Source organism: Thermicanus aegyptius DSM 12793 (genome assembly GCF_000510645.1).
Taxonomy (GTDB): domain Bacteria; phylum Bacillota; class Bacilli; order Thermicanales; family Thermicanaceae; genus Thermicanus; species Thermicanus aegyptius.
The window spans coordinates 1-16,013 of the sequence record NZ_KI783301.1; the positions used below are offsets into that span (position 1 = coordinate 1).

General features: G+C 45.9%; 13 protein-coding genes and 9 tRNA genes. All 22 read left to right on the forward strand.

Annotated features, from left to right (window positions below):
* Positions 1-175: 175 nt before the first annotated feature.
* Positions 176-250: transfer RNA gene (locus THEAE_RS0100010), tRNA-Asn, on the forward strand.
* 1 nt (position 251) lies between these two features.
* Positions 252-327 (forward strand) — tRNA-Thr (locus THEAE_RS0100015).
* A 39-nt stretch (positions 328-366) separates the two neighbouring features.
* Positions 367-442: transfer RNA gene (locus THEAE_RS0100020), tRNA-Val, on the forward strand.
* A gap of 36 nt (positions 443-478) precedes the next feature.
* Positions 479-563 (forward strand) — tRNA-Tyr (locus THEAE_RS0100025).
* Between the two features lie 17 nt (positions 564-580).
* Positions 581-656, forward strand: a tRNA-Gln gene (locus THEAE_RS0100030).
* A 1-nt stretch (position 657) separates the two neighbouring features.
* Positions 658-733 (forward strand) — tRNA-Lys (locus THEAE_RS0100035).
* Between the two features lie 20 nt (positions 734-753).
* Positions 754-830 (forward strand) — tRNA-Arg (locus tag THEAE_RS0100040).
* Between the two features lie 63 nt (positions 831-893).
* A tRNA-Pro gene (locus THEAE_RS0100045) sits at positions 894-970 on the forward strand.
* A 34-nt stretch (positions 971-1,004) separates the two neighbouring features.
* Positions 1,005-1,078, forward strand: a tRNA-Gly gene (locus THEAE_RS0100050).
* Between the two features lie 198 nt (positions 1,079-1,276).
* The gene (locus tag THEAE_RS19465; protein WP_052329639.1) at positions 1,277-2,449 is read left to right on the forward strand and encodes an MFS transporter; all 1,173 of its coding nucleotides are present in this window, start codon (positions 1,277-1,279) and stop codon (positions 2,447-2,449) included.
* A gap of 106 nt (positions 2,450-2,555) precedes the next feature.
* Entirely contained in the window at positions 2,556-3,455 is a 900-nt protein-coding gene (gene rocF / locus THEAE_RS0100060) for an arginase (protein WP_005584256.1), read from the forward strand.
* 204 nt (positions 3,456-3,659) lie between these two features.
* Positions 3,660-4,232 carry an RNA polymerase sigma factor SigW gene (gene sigW / locus THEAE_RS0100065; protein ID WP_005584260.1) on the forward strand — a complete coding sequence of 191 codons (573 nt, stop codon included), beginning with the start codon at positions 3,660-3,662 and terminating at the stop codon, positions 4,230-4,232.
* A gap of 16 nt (positions 4,233-4,248) precedes the next feature.
* On the forward strand, positions 4,249-4,848 hold the full coding sequence (locus THEAE_RS0100070; RefSeq protein WP_005584261.1) for a zf-HC2 domain-containing protein: 600 nt from the start codon (positions 4,249-4,251) through the stop codon (positions 4,846-4,848).
* Positions 4,849-4,883: 35 nt separating this feature from the next.
* Positions 4,884-5,702: a diadenylate cyclase CdaA gene (gene cdaA, locus THEAE_RS0100075; protein WP_005584262.1), complete on the forward strand. Its 819-nt coding sequence runs from the start codon at positions 4,884-4,886 to the stop codon at positions 5,700-5,702.
* Positions 5,695-7,035, forward strand: a complete 1,341-nt coding sequence (locus THEAE_RS0100080) for a CdaR family protein (RefSeq protein ID WP_028986149.1) — start codon at positions 5,695-5,697, stop codon at positions 7,033-7,035. Before cdaA ends, THEAE_RS0100080 begins: the two co-directional genes overlap by 8 nt.
* A 62-nt stretch (positions 7,036-7,097) precedes the next feature.
* The gene (gene glmM / locus THEAE_RS0100085; RefSeq protein WP_028986150.1) at positions 7,098-8,444 is read left to right on the forward strand and encodes a phosphoglucosamine mutase; all 1,347 of its coding nucleotides are present in this window, start codon (positions 7,098-7,100) and stop codon (positions 8,442-8,444) included.
* A gap of 616 nt (positions 8,445-9,060) precedes the next feature.
* On the forward strand, positions 9,061-10,890 hold the full coding sequence (gene glmS, locus THEAE_RS0100095) for a glutamine--fructose-6-phosphate transaminase (isomerizing) (RefSeq protein ID WP_028986151.1): 1,830 nt from the start codon (positions 9,061-9,063) through the stop codon (positions 10,888-10,890).
* A gap of 459 nt (positions 10,891-11,349) precedes the next feature.
* A complete protein-coding gene (locus THEAE_RS0100105) occupies positions 11,350-11,823 on the forward strand; it encodes an NUDIX domain-containing protein (protein ID WP_005585313.1) in 474 nt (157 codons plus the stop codon).
* Positions 11,824-12,572: 749 nt separating this feature from the next.
* Positions 12,573-14,480, forward strand: a complete 1,908-nt coding sequence (locus THEAE_RS0100110; protein ID WP_028986152.1) for a KAP family P-loop NTPase fold protein — start codon at positions 12,573-12,575, stop codon at positions 14,478-14,480.
* A gap of 7 nt (positions 14,481-14,487) precedes the next feature.
* Entirely contained in the window at positions 14,488-15,207 is a 720-nt protein-coding gene (locus THEAE_RS0100115; protein WP_028986153.1) for a hypothetical protein, read from the forward strand.
* Positions 15,200-15,670, forward strand: a complete 471-nt coding sequence (locus THEAE_RS0100120; protein ID WP_028986154.1) for a recombinase family protein — start codon at positions 15,200-15,202, stop codon at positions 15,668-15,670. The genes THEAE_RS0100115 and THEAE_RS0100120 overlap by 8 nt, the downstream gene beginning before the upstream one ends.
* A gap of 79 nt (positions 15,671-15,749) precedes the next feature.
* Positions 15,750-16,013: IS66 family insertion sequence element accessory protein TnpA (tnpA, locus tag THEAE_RS23200; RefSeq protein WP_039944148.1), on the forward strand; the 264-nt coding region annotated here is incomplete at its 3' end.

The window sequence follows — 16,013 nt, forward strand, 5'->3', positions numbered from 1 at the left end:
AGTGCAGCAATGCATGGAGCTGACGGATACGAATCGGTCGACCCCTTAACCATAGAGGAGCAATCTTCGCTTTTTCCTGATCCGGTTTTGAGGGAATCAAAACATGGAATATCTGGAATAAATAATACTTGAAAAAAAACGGGAAAAACAGTATCATTATTAGTGCTGTTCATATTCCGCAGTAGCTCAATGGTAGAGCAACCGGCTGTTAACCGGTAGGTTACAGGTTCGAGTCCTGTCTGCGGAGCCATGCTCCTGTAGCTCAGTAGGTAGAGCGCATCCATGGTAAGGATGAGGTCGCAGGTTCGATTCCTGTCGGGAGCACCATTCGAGATTCCAAGGACGAAGCAAGACTACTTGCACAATGGACGGTTAGCTCAGCCGGGAGAGCACCTGCCTTACAAGCAGGGGGTCGGCGGTTCGATCCCGTCACCGTCCACCATACCGTTTCTCAAGTGTAAAGGTATGAAACCATGATGGAGGGGTAGCGAAGTGGCTAAACGCGGCAGACTGTAAATCTGTTCCCTCTGGGTTCGGCGGTTCGAATCCGTCCCCCTCCACCATTCAAGAGGTTTTGTATTGGGGTGTAGCCAAGCGGTAAGGCAACGGACTCTGACTCCGTCATTTCGTTGGTTCGAATCCAGCCACCCCAGCCATGAGCCATTAGCTCAGTAGGCAGAGCACCTGACTTTTAATCAGGGTGTCACAGGTTCGAATCCTGTATGGCTCACCATTTTTTTCATCGTATCTTTTGTGCCCGTAGCTCAGCTGGATAGAGTGTCTGACTACGAATCAGAAGGTCGGGGGTTCGAATCCCTCCGGGCACGCCATTTACAGAATTCATTATATGCCGGAAGTCGGATGAAGAGGTCGATGCCGGAAGCCAAATAAAACGGGATTTAGCTCAGCTTGGTAGAGCGCTTGGCTTGGGACCAAGAGGCCACAGGTTCAAATCCTGTAATCCCGACCATCCCGTTTTTCATAAGGGATGAAACATAAAACATGCGGGCGTAGTTCAATGGTAGAACTCCAGCCTTCCAAGCTGGTAGCGTGGGTTCGATTCCCATCGCCCGCTCCATTGTTTTTTACCAGACAGTCGATTAAGACTGCTTTTTTATTATCCGAAAAAAGGGGAGAAAGCCCTTGACAAAACGGCTTCATTTGTTGTTACACCCACTTGATGTCTGCATGAAAGAAATTTGGGACAAATCGTCCTTTTGCGTAAGATTCCAAATTCTTGGCATGGATTTCATGGGGACGAGTAGGGGCAGATGGGATGAATAACACCTCCTCCTTCCTTCTTCCTTTCCGGGCGATGTACTTCTTTACCTTTTTTGCCTTCGGCGCTTTTATGCCCCTATTAACCGTATATCTTCAATGGAGAGGGTTGTCCGGAGCAGAAATTGGGATTCTTACGGCACTTGGTCCTGTGGTGATTCTCCTCCTGCAGCCCGTATGGGGGATGCTGGCTGACCGCTACCAAATCCAAAAGCCGCTTCTCTATCTGGCAGTGGGGATGGAGATTCTTGTTGCCTTTCTTTTCCCTCAAGCCCAGTCTTTCCTTCTCATCACCATGATGATGTTCTTTTTAAATCTTTTTCAGGCGCCCATCGTTCCTTTTACCGACTCTTTAACGCTACAATACATTGAAGGGAAGAAGATCGCCTATGGAAACCTTCGCTTATGGGGCTCCATCGGCTTTGCCGTTGCGGTTTACTTATCGGGGAGGATGATGGAGTATACTCCCCCGGTTGTAATTTTTTACTTATTTGCGGCTTCGATGGCTGCGTTATGGTTTACCCTGCTTCCCATCCCCGCGAAAAAGGAGAACCGTCAGATCCGTTTATTTTCGGGGATTGGGCAACTCCTCAGGATGCCCCACTTCCTCCTCTTTCTTCTATCTGCTTTCTTCGTCTTTGGCCCCATGAATGCGAACAATTTTTACTTCGGCCTCTATTATCTGGACATCGGTGGAACGGTAGCAGGCATCGGTTTGGTATTTCTCCTTTCCGCCGGAAGCGAGGTTCCCTTTTTGCGGATGGGGGGATGGTTGATCGCGAGGTTCGGTTTGGAAAACACCCTCCTTCTTGCCTCCCTCATCTCCCTCCTTCGCTGGGTTCTTTTTCTCTTTCTTAGAGATCCCACGGCTATTTTATTTCTCTTTTTTCTTCAGGGATTTTCCATTGGCCTTTACTTAGCGGCAGCTCCCCAATATGTTCGCCGCAATTCACTCGCCAACCTACAGGTTACGGCACTCACCCTTTATGCGGCGTTTGGAAACGGATTGGGAACGATGGCCACGAACCTTGTATCGGGATGGATTCTAGATCGCTTCTCTCCCCTTCATATTTACATCTTTTTCATAGGTATGACCCTTCTTGGTTTTCTCTCGCTCATAGCCGTCAAAGGGCTTTCCGGTACGACAAAAACTGCAAAATCCTATCATTAGCCGAATGATCTTTGAATTGTATAACAATTCAACTTTTTGTGGGGTTGAGTCAATGGCATCAGAAAGAATAGACTAAGGGGAGAAAAAAGAGAAAGGAAGGGACCTGATGTCTAAGCGGATCGCACTGATCGGGGTTCCCATGGATCTGGGGGCAGACAGGAGAGGGGTTGACATGGGACCGGCCGCCATTCGTTACGCAGGCCTTACAAGACGCCTTGAAGCCTTGGGGTATCAGGTGGAAGACTTCGGAGATCTGCCGGTCCACCACGAACCGAAAATCCCCTCTCCCGAGGAAAAATTAAAATATAAGGACGAGATCTTAAGCGCGGCGGAGGATCTGGCAAGTCGAGTGGACGGAAAAATAAGGGATGGCTATTTCCCCCTCATCATTGGCGGAGACCATAGTATCTCCATAGGCAGTTTGGCTGGGATCGCCCTGCATAAGAAACGACTTGGAGTGATCTGGTTTGACGCCCATGGAGACCTGAACACGGCGGAAACCACTCCATCCGGCAATATTCACGGGATGCCCCTTGCCCTTGCCTTAGGGATCGGGGATGAAAGGCTAACCAACGTAGGGGGGTATTCCCCGAAAGTTTCCCCCGAGAATGTGGTTATTATTGGAGCGCGGGATTTGGATCCTGGGGAAAAGGAATTGATTCACCGACTAAAGATTCGCGTCTTTACCATGCATGAAATCGACCGGATGGGCATGACCTACTGCATGGAGGAAGCCTTAAAGATCGTGGGAAAAGATACGGATGGGGTTCATTTAAGCCTCGATTTGGACGGTATCGATCCCCTTTATGCCCCTGGGGTGGGGACGCCTGTAGTCGGAGGCATTACCTATAGGGAAAGCCATCTGGCCATGGAGATGCTGGCTGAATCGGGACTGGTTACCTCTGTGGAATTTGTCGAGGTGAATCCCATCCTTGATGTGGAAAACAAAACCGCTAAGGTAGCCGTCGCTTTGGCAGGATCCCTTTTTGGCGAAAAACTGTTGTGAGACTTGGTGACACCCCATTAGGCCCCCTTAAAAAAAAGGGGGCTTTTTCACGGAGACATCACTCCGATGGAATAAAAATTACAGCTCATTTTAATCCATTTCGATACTTTTATGATAAAATAAGAATGTTGAAGTCTTTGCGGAACTCAGTTTGAAACCTTTATGGCCGAAGAGTCGTAATGGAAAGTAAGCGGAGGAAAGAGAATGGAAAATATAGAAAGAGACCTCATCGTAAGGTCTCAAACGGGAGATCGAAATGCATTCGGGGAATTGGTGGCTCTCTATAAAGACCGTATTTTCTCTTTAGCTTTCCGCATGTTGGGGGACCGGGAAGAGGCGGAAGACGTGGCTCAGGAAACCTTTATCCGTCTTTTCACCCATCTTCACCGTTATGATGAGACGTACCGGTTGTCGACTTGGCTTTTTCGCATCGCCAATAATCTCTCCATCGATCGGTTGCGACGATCTAAACGGAATTTGAAGGGACTCTCCCTCGATGCCGAACTTCAAGGGACGGAAGGGTTGGCCTTATATGATGCGGTTCGCGATGACTCGCCTACACCTGAGCAGAGCCTGCTGCAGAACGAGGTGGAAGAACAGATCAAAGAGGCCATCCGCTCCCTCTCTCCTAAGTATCGGAATATCATGATTTTAAAATATATGGAGGACTTATCGATCCAAGAAATTAGCGAAATCGTTAACCTTCCTGAAGCGACCGTAAAGACGCGGCTTCACCGGGGAAGGGAAGCATTGCGCAAGAAATTACGTCACATTTGAGAGAGGAGGAAATGAGATGTCCTGCAAGTCCGTCCAGTTAAAGCTTCACCAATATCTTGATGGTGACCTGGACTTAAACGAACAACTTCAACTAAAAGAACATCTCTCTCAATGTACCGCATGCCGTGACCATTTGTTGGAATTAGAAAAAACGATCCACTTGGTAAGAAGCCTCCCCCGGGAGGAAGCCCCATTTTCTTTTACCTCCGATGTGCTGGCACGTCTTCCGAAAATTCATGTGGGGAGAGTCTGGCTCAACCGCATGAAGAGAAGACCTTTACGAGTGGCTGTCTCCTTCTTTCTCATCTTAACGATGGCCGGGATGATTCTCTCATGGTTTGAGGAGGGATCAAAACTGCGTGTCTTGTCCAGTGACAAGAACCAGCTTCGCATAGAAAATGGGGCGGTTTATGTTCCTGCGGGTGAAGTGGTCGAAGGGGATCTTGTCGTGGAACATGGAGATCTGAAGGTAGACGGCCAGGTGAAAGGAAATGTGGTGGTGATTGACGGGAAAGTGCTTCTCTCCTCCACCGCACGCATCAGCGGCAATACGGAAGAGATTCATCGCCTCATTGATGTGATCCTTTATCGTCTTCGTACCCTGGTACATCCATGAATCAGTCTACGTTTTAACAGGATAGGGGGAGGGGAATGTCTCTCTGGGAGAATATCGGGAAATACCTGAACGATGTGGTAGACATTGCACTTGTCTCCATCGTGATCTATAATCTAATCTTGTTAGTACGGGGAACCCGGGCCGTCCAGCTTCTCAAGGGGATTATGGTGATCGTGGCGGTCTGGCTGTTAAGTTCACTCTTCAAGCTGGATACGTTGCAATGGCTCATGTCCCAAGCCTTTAATTTGGGCGTGTTTGCCATTCTTATTATTTTTCAGCCGGAATTACGACGAGCGTTGGAACACTTAGGAAGCGGGAAGCTCTTTACACAGACCCTTTTTCAACCCGATGATGAAGGGATTACCATCCAAACCATTGAGTCAATCGTGAAGGCGAGCGACTACCTGGCCAAGCGGCGTATCGGCGCCTTGATGGCCATCGAGCGGACCACCGGGTTAAACGAATATGTGGAGACGGGGACTCGCCTTGATGCCAAGTTAAGTGCGGAATTATTAATTAATATCTTCATTCCCAATACCCCTCTCCATGATGGGGCGGTGATTTTAAGCGGGAACCGGGTTCTAGCCGCAGCCTGCTACCTTCCCTTATCGGAAAACCCGGACATCAGTAAAGAACTGGGCACGCGGCACCGGGCCGGAATCGGGCTGAGCGAGGTTTCGGATGCCCTGGTTGTCATCGTATCGGAAGAGACGGGACAAATCTCCCTCTCTTTGGGGGGGAATCTCATCCGGGGGATCTCTCCTTCCGATCTTCAGACGATGATTCAAAATACCCTAAAGCCTGAGAAAGAACAGAAGCTCTTCTGGAAGCGGAAGGGGGATGACCGTGGTTAGATGGCTACGGAACAATCTAAACTTGAAGATCCTCTCCCTCGTTCTCGCCGTCATGCTTTGGATGGTCGTGAATATGACCACGAGGGGAGTCCAGCCTGTCACGCCATTAAATCCGCCTACAAGCGCCCCCATCGTCCGGGAAATCCAAAATATGCCGATCACCCCACGTTTGGATGATCAAGAGATGGTCATCGTGAAGATGCAGAAATATGCCGATTTAACCTTGCGGGGGGAGCGTTCTGTGCTGGAAGGAGCGATTTCGCCGGATCGCTTTCAGGTTTTTGTCGATCTAAAAGGTCTCCCCTCGGGGACTGAGCGGGTCCCTGTCCAAGTGACAGGATTTCCACCCGGGGTGGAAGTGACGGTAAACCCGGCTTTTATCGATGTAACGTTAGAGTTGAAACAACGGAAAGTGATGCCTGTGACCGCCGAGGTGATCGGAAAACCAAAGGAAGGATATACGACGGGAACCCCCATCATCAATCCGGTCAATGTCCATGTGAAAGCGGCGAAGAGCCAATTAGATCAGATCGCCTTTGTAAAAGGGTTCATCAACATCGATGGGGCGTCAGGCGATGTGAGGAAAAAGGTGGCATTAAAGGTGATCGATGTGAACGGCAATACCGTTCCTGTAGAGATTGAACCGAATGTGGTGGAAATTACGGTCCCCATCTCTCATCCCTTTGTCACCGTTCCCCTGCAGCTTCAAGTAAAGGGGGAACCCCCTGCCGGCTTTGCGGTGGCGAAAATCACCCCCAGTGAAAATATGGTCTCCCTCTTCGGGAGTAAGGAGAAACTGTCCGGCATCGATTACTATACGGGACCGGCCATCGATGTAAGCACATTAACCAAGACGACGACCTTGGAACTTCCGATCCCAAATCCGGATGGTTTCGAGATCTCGCCGCAAAAAATAAAAGTAACGGTGGAAATCGTCCCCTCGGTGAAAAAGGAGTTTGCCAACATCCCCATCGAAATCACGGGATTGCCCAAAGAATATCAAGGGAACATCTTGGATCCCACCGATGGGAAGATTACCATCACCTTGGAAGGAGCCCCTGAAATCATAAACCAGATCACCCCGGCGGATCTTAAAGCAAACATCCTTCTTTCCGGACTTCCGCCGGGAACGCAAACCGTACCCATCGAACTGATCCTGCCAAGCTTCGTCAAGACGGCGGGAATAAGCACCCCCACGGTAAAGGTAGAGATTGTGGACGCAAAAAGCACATCAGGGAATCCGGACTCCCCTCCCCCGTCGGGGGACTCCCACCCCCCTACCGGGGATAAAAATCCATCGAATCAAAAAGGGAATCAGGAAGGAACAGGATAAACCGTTTGCGCATATATAATCGTTAATCTCAATTTTAAGAAGGAATGAGGAGGTTAAACATTTTGGGAAAATACTTTGGAACGGACGGCATCAGAGGCATCGCCAACCAGGATCTTACCCCGGAACTCGCTTACAGGGTGGGGCGAACAGGCGGTTACGTCTTAACCAAACATGCGAAACATGCCAAGGTGGTGGTCGGCAGAGACCCGCGCATATCCGGGGAAATGCTGGAGTCAGCCCTGGTGGCAGGACTTCTCTCCATCGGTGCAGAAGTAGTTCGTCTCGGAGTGATTACCACGCCCGGGGTTGCCTACATGACAAAAGCACTGGATGCGACGGCCGGAGTCATGATTTCCGCCTCCCACAATCCTGTGGAGGATAATGGAATTAAATTCTTCGGCGGGGATGGGTTTAAGCTCCTTGACGAGATGGAAGGGGAGATCGAAGCCCTCCTGGATGAACCGGAGGATCACCTTCCCCGGCCGATCGGCGGGGATATCGGGAGGATTACCGATTACTTCGAAGGAGCACAGAAATATCTTTCCTACCTGAAGTCTACGGTGTCTACCGATCTAAGCGGGCTAAAGGTTGTCGTAGACTGCGCCAACGGGGCCTCCTCTCAACTCGCTGCCCGGCTTCTCGTCGATTTGGGCGTTGAAGTGCATGCGATGGCGTGCAACCCGAACGGCGTAAATATAAACGTGCAGTGCGGTTCCACCCATCCTGAAAAATTGCAACAGGAGGTTACCCTCCAACAAGCCCATATGGGACTTGCCTTCGACGGGGATGCGGACCGTTTAATCGCCGTCGATGAAAAAGGTAAAGTGGTGGACGGTGACCACATCCTTTATATCTGCGGCACCGCCATGAACGCCCAAGGGAAGTTAAACCACCGGACCATCGTCACAACGGTGATGGCCAATTTCGGATTAAAAGAGGCCCTTAGCCAGGAAGGCATCAGGATGGTGGAGACGGCGGTAGGGGACCGCTACGTCATGGAAGAGATGAGAAAAGGCGGCTACACGCTAGGAGGAGAGCAGTCGGGCCATGTGATCTTCCTCAATTATTCCACCACCGGAGATGGACTTCTCACGGCGCTTCAGCTGATGCAAGCCGTCAAAGAATCGGCCATGCCCCTCTCCCAATTGGCCTCCAAAGTGGTGAAATATCCGCAGGTCCTCGTCAACGTGCGGGTCGCTGATAAAAACGCTTGGAGGGAGAATCCCAAGGTTCAAGAGGCACTCACCAAGGGAGAGGAAGAGCTGGGGGGAAGGGGCAGGATCTTGGTCCGCCCATCCGGTACCGAACCCATTGTCCGGGTTATGGTGGAGGGGCCCGAAGAGGGCGTGATACGGAACCTGGCTGAACGAATCGGAAAAGTAATCGAGGAAGAATCGGGGAAAGCGTAAGAGATCGCCTTGGAGTCTCGGATTTAAAATGAGAAAATAACTGTAGCCGAACGGGTCATCCATGTGGTAAATTGATAAATATGGCAAAGGGATGAAGGGAGCCTAGCCTGATTACACCCCTTGATACGGCATCAGGATCCCCAACTTCCCATGCCATCTGCCAACACCTGAAAGGGGGTGGGAAATGGAAGAAGAGGAGCGCTGGAAAAAGCGTTTGAATGAAGGGGGGAATGGGAAAAACGGCTGAAGTGTACGAAGATCGGAACCGTTCGACAATCGCCATCATGGGAATCAAAGCGCCGGAACTGTGAAAAGCAGTTGACGAGGTGGAGGAGTATCGAAGCATTCGGCGGATGCCTCCCGGTGGAACCTGCCACTGTTACGCCTTTCCACAAAACATCCGGGCGACCGGATGGACAAAAGGAAGGCACAGGAGGGAATTCGACACCAAAACATGGGCATCGAATTTCCCGGGAAATTGTCAGATCAAACCGTTCATGGATACTGGACGATAAGATAAAAGAGAAAGCGACAAACGAGAATGACGGGGGCACGTCCCCCGAATGAAGAAGGGTTCGGTCCATGCCCCCGTCCACAAATTGGGGGTAGTGAGAATATGTGCGGTATTGTTGGATATATTGGCAAAGAAGACGCTCAAGGCATTTTGCTGGAAGGCTTAAAGAAATTGGAATACCGGGGATATGATTCCGCGGGGATCGCCGTCTATGGAGAGAAGGGGGTAGTGGTCAGAAAGGACAAAGGGCGCCTCTCCATCCTGGAGGAAGAGCTGAAGGAATCTCCCCTCCGGGGGACGGTGGGCATCGGCCACACCCGTTGGGCAACCCACGGGAAACCGTCCAAGGTGAATGCCCATCCCCAGACGGACGAACAGGGACGTTTCATCGTCGTCCATAACGGGATTATCGAGAATTATCTCCAATTAAAGGAAGAACTCCTCTCCAAGGGACATCGATTCCAGTCGGAGACCGACACGGAAGTGATCGCACACCTCCTGGAAGAATTATATGATGGGAATCTGGTTTCCACCGTCCAGAAAGCGGTGGCCAACATGAGGGGCGCCTATGCATTGGGGGTCCTCTCCCAAATGGAGCCGGATAAATTGATCGCCGTGCGTCTAGCCAGCCCCCTCATCATCGGACTGGGGGAGAATGAAAATTTCATCGCTTCCGACATTCCGGCCCTTTTAGAATATACCCGGGACATCCTGATCCTCGAAGATGGAGAGATGGCGGTCCTCACCCGGAACCGGGTAGAATTGATGAAGGTAACCGGTGAACCGATCGCGAGGGACATTTTCCATGTAAGCTGGGACGTAGAGCAAGCGGAAAAAGGCGGCTATGACCACTATCTCATCAAGGAGATTCATGAACAGCCGAGGGCGCTGCGGGATACCTTGGACGGACGAATTGATTTGGAGAGCGGGAAGGTTTGGTTAGAGGAGATCCATCTCGGGAGAGATGCGCTCAAGAGGATCGAACGGATCTTCTTCGTGGCGGCGGGTACCTCCTACCATGCGGGACTTGTTGGCAAGCAGTTTTTTGAAAAAATGCTTCGCATTCCCGTCGAGGTAGATATCGCATCGGAGTATCGTTACCGGGATCCCTTGGTTGACGATAGGACCCTGGTCATCGTCATCAGCCAATCGGGGGAGACGGCGGATACGTTGGCCGCCCTCCGGGAAAGCCGGAAGCGGGGCGCCCACGTCATCGCCATCACCAATGTGGTAGGCAGCTCCATCGCCAGGGAAGCGGATGATGTCCTCTACATCTATGCCGGACCGGAAGTCTCCGTCGCCTCCACGAAGGCCTACACCTCCCAGCTCATGGCCATCTACCTGCTCGGCATTTATATGGCCCAGGAGCTGGGCACCCAAGAGGAGGAAGCTCTCCGCCAAATCGTCTCCAGCCTCCAGCTCATCCCGACGCTGGCCGACCGGGTCCTCGACCACGAAGAAAAGATGAAGGAGATCGCAGCAAAGATAAAGGACCACCATTCCATCTTCTTCCTGGGACGGGGGATCGATCAGGCGGTGGCGATGGAAGGGTCCCTCAAACTGAAAGAAATCTCCTACATCCATTCGGAGGCGTATCCTGCCGGAGAGCTAAAGCACGGGACCCTGGCGCTCATTGTGGAGAACACGCCGGTCATCGCGCTCGCGACACAAGAGGATATTTATGAAAAGATGGCGAGCAACATCATCGAAGTAAAAGCCCGGGGCGCCTACGTGATCGGCATGGGTTTGGAGGGTAATAACGATCTCGTGAAATCGGTCGATGAAGCCCTCTATATCCCCCGGGTTCACCCGCTTCTCACACCGATACTAACCGTCATTCCGTTACAGCTTATCGCCTATTTTACCTCCGTTGCCCTGGGCAACGACGTAGATAAACCGCGGAACCTGGCCAAGAGCGTAACGGTGGAATAAAAAAACGAAGGCGATGGAACAAAGATCAATCCCAAGAGATCGAGCATGGTTCGGGTTTTACCCGATTCCATGCTCGGCTTTTCCGATGATAAGGGGGTGCCCTAATATGCCCCCTCCTTCATCTTCCTGACCACTTTTCCCTAAATCTCTTAAACGAAGGGGCATTGTACGAATGTTTCCTTTTTAAAGCCCGCTACCGGCGCATTCTTGATGGCAGATGCCCAAATTGTAAAACAGGGCAGAAATATAATCCATGGCTGAATGTTCGATTCTAAACGATAAAGAAGAAATAGTTGCTAAATCGAAAGCGATCCTATTTTGCGTACCAAGATCGGAGTAAAAACACGACAATGAGGTTATGCGGATAATGGCTGAAGGCGGAAGAATTGTAGTGGTAGATATTATGAATGAGTATTTTTATGTTGTGATAGGGAGAAGGTAGAAAAGGGGTATGCATATATGTACTTTCGAGTAAGGGCGGCAGCCATAATTTTAAATAAAAACAATGAACTTCTTTTAGTACACCATAGACACCCCCAAACAGGAGAAGAATGGTGGACACTTCCAGGTGGAGGACTGGAAGGAGTAGAAAGTGCAACAGACGCGATTATCCGAGAAGTTAAAGAAGAATGTGAAATTTCATGTATTCCACAAAGACTGGTATATGTAAGGGAGTTTTTAGACTGTAAAAACAACATCCACCATGTTGAACTGTTTTTTACTGCAACAGTGAAGGATTATCAGATTGAAAGAGGTTCAGACCCTGAACTTAAAGAGCAGTATATCATTGATGTCAGATTTCTTTCAAGACACGATATAGAGAATTTACATATAGCAGTATTTCCTGAGATACTGCGGGACAGGTTCTGGGAAGATTTAAAGAATGATTTTAGAGGACATAATAGTTATCTCGGCCAGAACTGGTGGAAATAATTTTTTTTATTGAAAAATTAAACTGGAGAATTAGTAATATTTTTCAAATAGGATAAAAGGAACAAAATGTTTGGCATGAAATAGGGTTAAGAATATATAGAACTTTGTTGGCATCAGAGGCATTACTGCTTGAGTGCGTAAACGAAGTTTCGAGCCCTAACTGAAGTGAAATCCCTTAGGGCGATAGTTTTTATCAAAGAATAAATATGTCACGAGCTAGAAATCAAGTATAATTTACACCATACTGCGAGAAATATCCGACTTGATACGGTACATATTGCAATTGTCCATTTATTGGTTATAATTATGTATAAGGTATGTTTGTTTCTAATCATCAAACTTATAAGTTTTTTTTGTGCTAAATGGTACATGGCGATATCTTTAACCTTAGAAAACGAAGTATTCGTATGAAACAGTAAGAAATAATTTAAAGCTACTAAGGTAAGAAAGGCAATATATTAGCGAAAGTTCTTAGCCCTGCTCAAGAGCCAGAAGTATTTCGAAGGCAAATGAAGCGTTGGAGATTATTGTTTTGAGAAGACTGGATTGATAATGGATTATCATGAACAACGCCTCGTAATCCTATGATTGAGGATTATGGTATTCTTCCGAAAAGATACCTTTTAGGAAGAGTTTGGTTATTTTCAACTTTACTTCGAGATCAAGTAGCTTTATTGAGAAAATTTGTATACAAAGTATTACAATGAGGTATGGAGGATAGTGGAAATCGATGTTTGGAGGCGATAAACATGTGGGCAGATAACGCTTCAAAAATTGATATGCTTTCGTATGAGCCATATGCGGAGTTGATCTTTGAATTAGCAATTAGTGAGAGAATGAATCCTGTAACGATTGGTTTGTTAGGAAACTGGGGAAGCGGAAAATCAACGATACTTAATTTAATTGAAAACAAAATTAATAGTTGCTCTGATAAAGGTAATATAGTCTCTATATTTATAAATGCTTGGATGTTTGAAGGTTACGATGATGCTAAAACGGCTCTAATGGAAGTTATATTGCGTGCCATAGAAGAAAACAAATCAATTTCACAAAATCTTGGGGACAAATTTAAAAAACTTCGGGATCGGGTAGATTGGATTCGATTAGGCGGTTTAGTTTTGAAAGGGATTCCAATGATGCTCAGTTTATCTATGGGCAATCCTTTGCCTTTGTTATTGGAAAGTATTAAAGAGATTGATTGGAAGGATCAAAAGGAACTAGAGAAATTACAAAATGCAATTTTAAAAATGAAAGACTTAATAAAAGAAAGTGGCCAAGATAATGTAGTCGAAAATATAAGAAAATTTAGAGAAGAATTTGAACAATTAATCAATGATTCTAAAATCGACAATCTAATAATTATTATTGATGATTTAGACAGATGTAATCCTGATCGTATAGTTGAGACACTTGAGGCTATCAAACTTTTTTTGTCGGTTAAGAAAACGACCTTTATTATAGCAATGGATGAGGATGTAATTAGATATTCTATCAAACGGAAGTATCCCCACATTGAGAAAGATGACATTGATATATCGAAGGATTATTTAGAAAAAATAATTCAACTACCAATTAGAATACCCGAGCTTTCAGATTTAGAAGTCAAAAACTACATGTTGTTATTAATCTGTGAAATGTTTTTGAAGGAATCAAAATTAGACGAATTACTAACTATATTAAAAGAAAAAAACATCTTTGTTAAAGGGGAAATCATTAATCAAAATGATATTTTGTCGATTTTGGATTTAGAGCAAAGCGAGTGGGATTGCTTTAAAAATAACATGAAAAGAGAAGACTTTGAACTTCAATTGGATGTTTTTAGTAGAATATCTGATATAATCGCTGCTACACTAAAAGGCAATCCACGTCAAGCAAAGAGATTTTTAAATACTTTTTATGTAAGAAAAAAACTATCGGAAATACAAAAACTTAATTTGGATCTGTCACTCTTAGCTAAACTCATGGTGATAGAGTACATAAACATTGATCTATTTAGGGAACTTTATAAATGGCAATTAGAAAATGACGGTTATGCCCTGGCCTTACAAGAAATTGAAGAAGAAGTATTAAAAGAAGAAAGTGGCGATAACCAGCATGACAACGAAATAGACCAAAATAGTCCTTGGTTAAAACCTATCATGAAACAGTGGATAAAAGTCGAACCAACCAATTTATATAATTATGATTTGAGACAGTATTTTTACCTAGCCAAAGAATCGATAAAAGAAAAAAACATATCGAGTCTTAACTTAACCGCAGATGAGAGAAAGTGGGTTAATGAGCTATGTTCCGAAGAGTTAAACGATACATTCTTAGAAAAGAAAGTAGAAGAATTTAAGGTCAATAATGAAATTGACCATCCCAAGGTTGTTAAAGGGATCATAGCAAAATATCAACATGACAGGCGAAAAAAATTAAGAGTACTTATATTTCTTTATAAACACTTTCCAGATTTAAGGAAAACTTTGGAAGAGGAAATTAAAAAAATGAAAATCAACGAGGTAACACTACCAGAAATTACGAGGATTATCACCTTAAAAAATGTGAACGCAGAAGGATATCAGGCAATTAAAAAGCACTTTTTGGAGGAAAAGAAATTATCAAACGAATTGTGGGAGAAAATCGAATCGAGTTTTAATAAAAGCAAGAAGGGATGATTTAATCATGGGAACTTCGAAGGGATATTTGCCACCAACAGGATATATGTGGCCAGAGACGAAAAGAGCTGTAACTAATATGGCCAAGAATAATTTTAGTGGAAATTCTATTGGTAGGGCAGTATCCAATTTTGCTAAAGCGACGAAAAACAACGGTTTTGCTAGAGGGAAAAAATCTTCTGTAGGAACTGTTGGTTCTAAAGCAGTTGGTTTTATTGGCTTAGTAAGAACTATAGGTCTAGAAAATGCATTACATGAGGTTGGTCTTTCACATTTAGTCGGGAAAAGCCTTCAAGAAATTTATTTTGGATTATTAGATTACTTTTCAGAAGAGGCAAACACATTAAATCAAGTTATTGCCAACCAGGCAATGCAGGAACTATTGGCAGAAATAATGGTAGGAGTTAGTGAGGTTGAAGCCTTTGAACAGATACTTTCGTCACTAGATGGGAATATTTTTTTAAGAGACTTTCTGATAAAGTTTGTAGAAGTAGCTTTCTTTACAAACTTTGCAGAGAAGATTAATTCATTGTGTAAAGGGATTGAAGAGACCATCAAAGCTCAAGAACAAATAAAAGAATTTATTAGAATTCAAATTAGCAATAATTATACAATTGAAGATCTGAAAGATATAGACTGGAAAGGAAAATCGGGAAAGGATTTTGTTGATAAAAAATGTGAAGAGGTTTGGGAAATCTTTGAGAGTTGGAGGGATTCGGATGTATGATATTTGGGTTAACAAGGAAGTAGTTCATTCGGTTCCGAATGACAAGTTAATATTTAATATACTTTCGAAAAATCAAAAATCAAATGTAAAAACAGATGTTGAGATGCTTTGGAGAAGATTTGGGAAATTATATGTCTCAGATATTATTGAAGATCTTTTGATTATTGGTATTTCTGTTTTTAGTGTTGATAAACGTTTATCAAGAAGAATATCTGAAGACAACTGGAGCAGAAGTATCAATGTCCATGTTCCAGTAATTGAGTTGGAGAAATGGCTGTCTGTAAAAGCAGAATTAGAAGAACTGTTGTCTTTTTTAAGTGGGGATCACTGGACGTTTCATTTTCGTAAGTCTAAAGAAAAATTAAGAGGAAATAAACTCAATAACAGATATGAGTTAATAGATGGTTCTCAATTTGATTGTGTTTCACTGTTTTCTGGTGGATTAGATTCTTTTGCAGGGTAAGCGTCAAATAAAACCCACCTACAATCTTCACCGCCTTCGTGAGATAATCCTCCAAAAAGAATAGAATGGAGGCTTTTTCATGACGAAACTCACTTTACGTGAAGAATGGGAAGCTCGGGTGGCTGACTTTAGGGCAAGTGGGAAGACAGCGAAAGCATGGTGTGACGAACATCAATTAAAGCTACATCAGTTATGGTACTGGGTTCGAAAGATTGAATCCACCAGACTGTCTAAATCAAGTGGGAAAGCCTTGTCTCCTCAATGGGTTCGCCTCCCAATGGAAGGTCCATCATCCCATGATGCCTTGACTTTAAAAGTGGGAAATGTCGCCCTCGAGGTAAGG

Excerpts from the sequence above, each read along its gene's own strand:
- THEAE_RS0100110 (WP_028986152.1), top strand. The coding sequence starts at position 12,573 with ATGTGGGCAGATAACGCTTCAAAAATTGATATGCTTTCGTATGAGCCA.
- glmS (WP_028986151.1), top strand. The coding sequence starts at position 9,061 with ATGTGCGGTATTGTTGGATATATTGGCAAAGAAGACGCTCAAGGCATT.
- THEAE_RS0100115 (WP_028986153.1), top strand. The coding sequence starts at position 14,488 with ATGGGAACTTCGAAGGGATATTTGCCACCAACAGGATATATGTGGCCA.
- cdaA (WP_005584262.1), top strand. The coding sequence starts at position 4,884 with ATGTCTCTCTGGGAGAATATCGGGAAATACCTGAACGATGTGGTAGAC.
- THEAE_RS19465 (WP_052329639.1), top strand. The coding sequence starts at position 1,277 with ATGAATAACACCTCCTCCTTCCTTCTTCCTTTCCGGGCGATGTACTTC.
- rocF (WP_005584256.1), top strand. The coding sequence starts at position 2,556 with ATGTCTAAGCGGATCGCACTGATCGGGGTTCCCATGGATCTGGGGGCA.
- sigW (WP_005584260.1), top strand. The coding sequence starts at position 3,660 with ATGGAAAATATAGAAAGAGACCTCATCGTAAGGTCTCAAACGGGAGAT.
- THEAE_RS0100070 (WP_005584261.1), top strand. The coding sequence starts at position 4,249 with ATGTCCTGCAAGTCCGTCCAGTTAAAGCTTCACCAATATCTTGATGGT.
- THEAE_RS0100120 (WP_028986154.1), top strand. The coding sequence starts at position 15,200 with ATGTATGATATTTGGGTTAACAAGGAAGTAGTTCATTCGGTTCCGAAT.
- THEAE_RS0100105 (WP_005585313.1), top strand. The coding sequence starts at position 11,350 with ATGTACTTTCGAGTAAGGGCGGCAGCCATAATTTTAAATAAAAACAAT.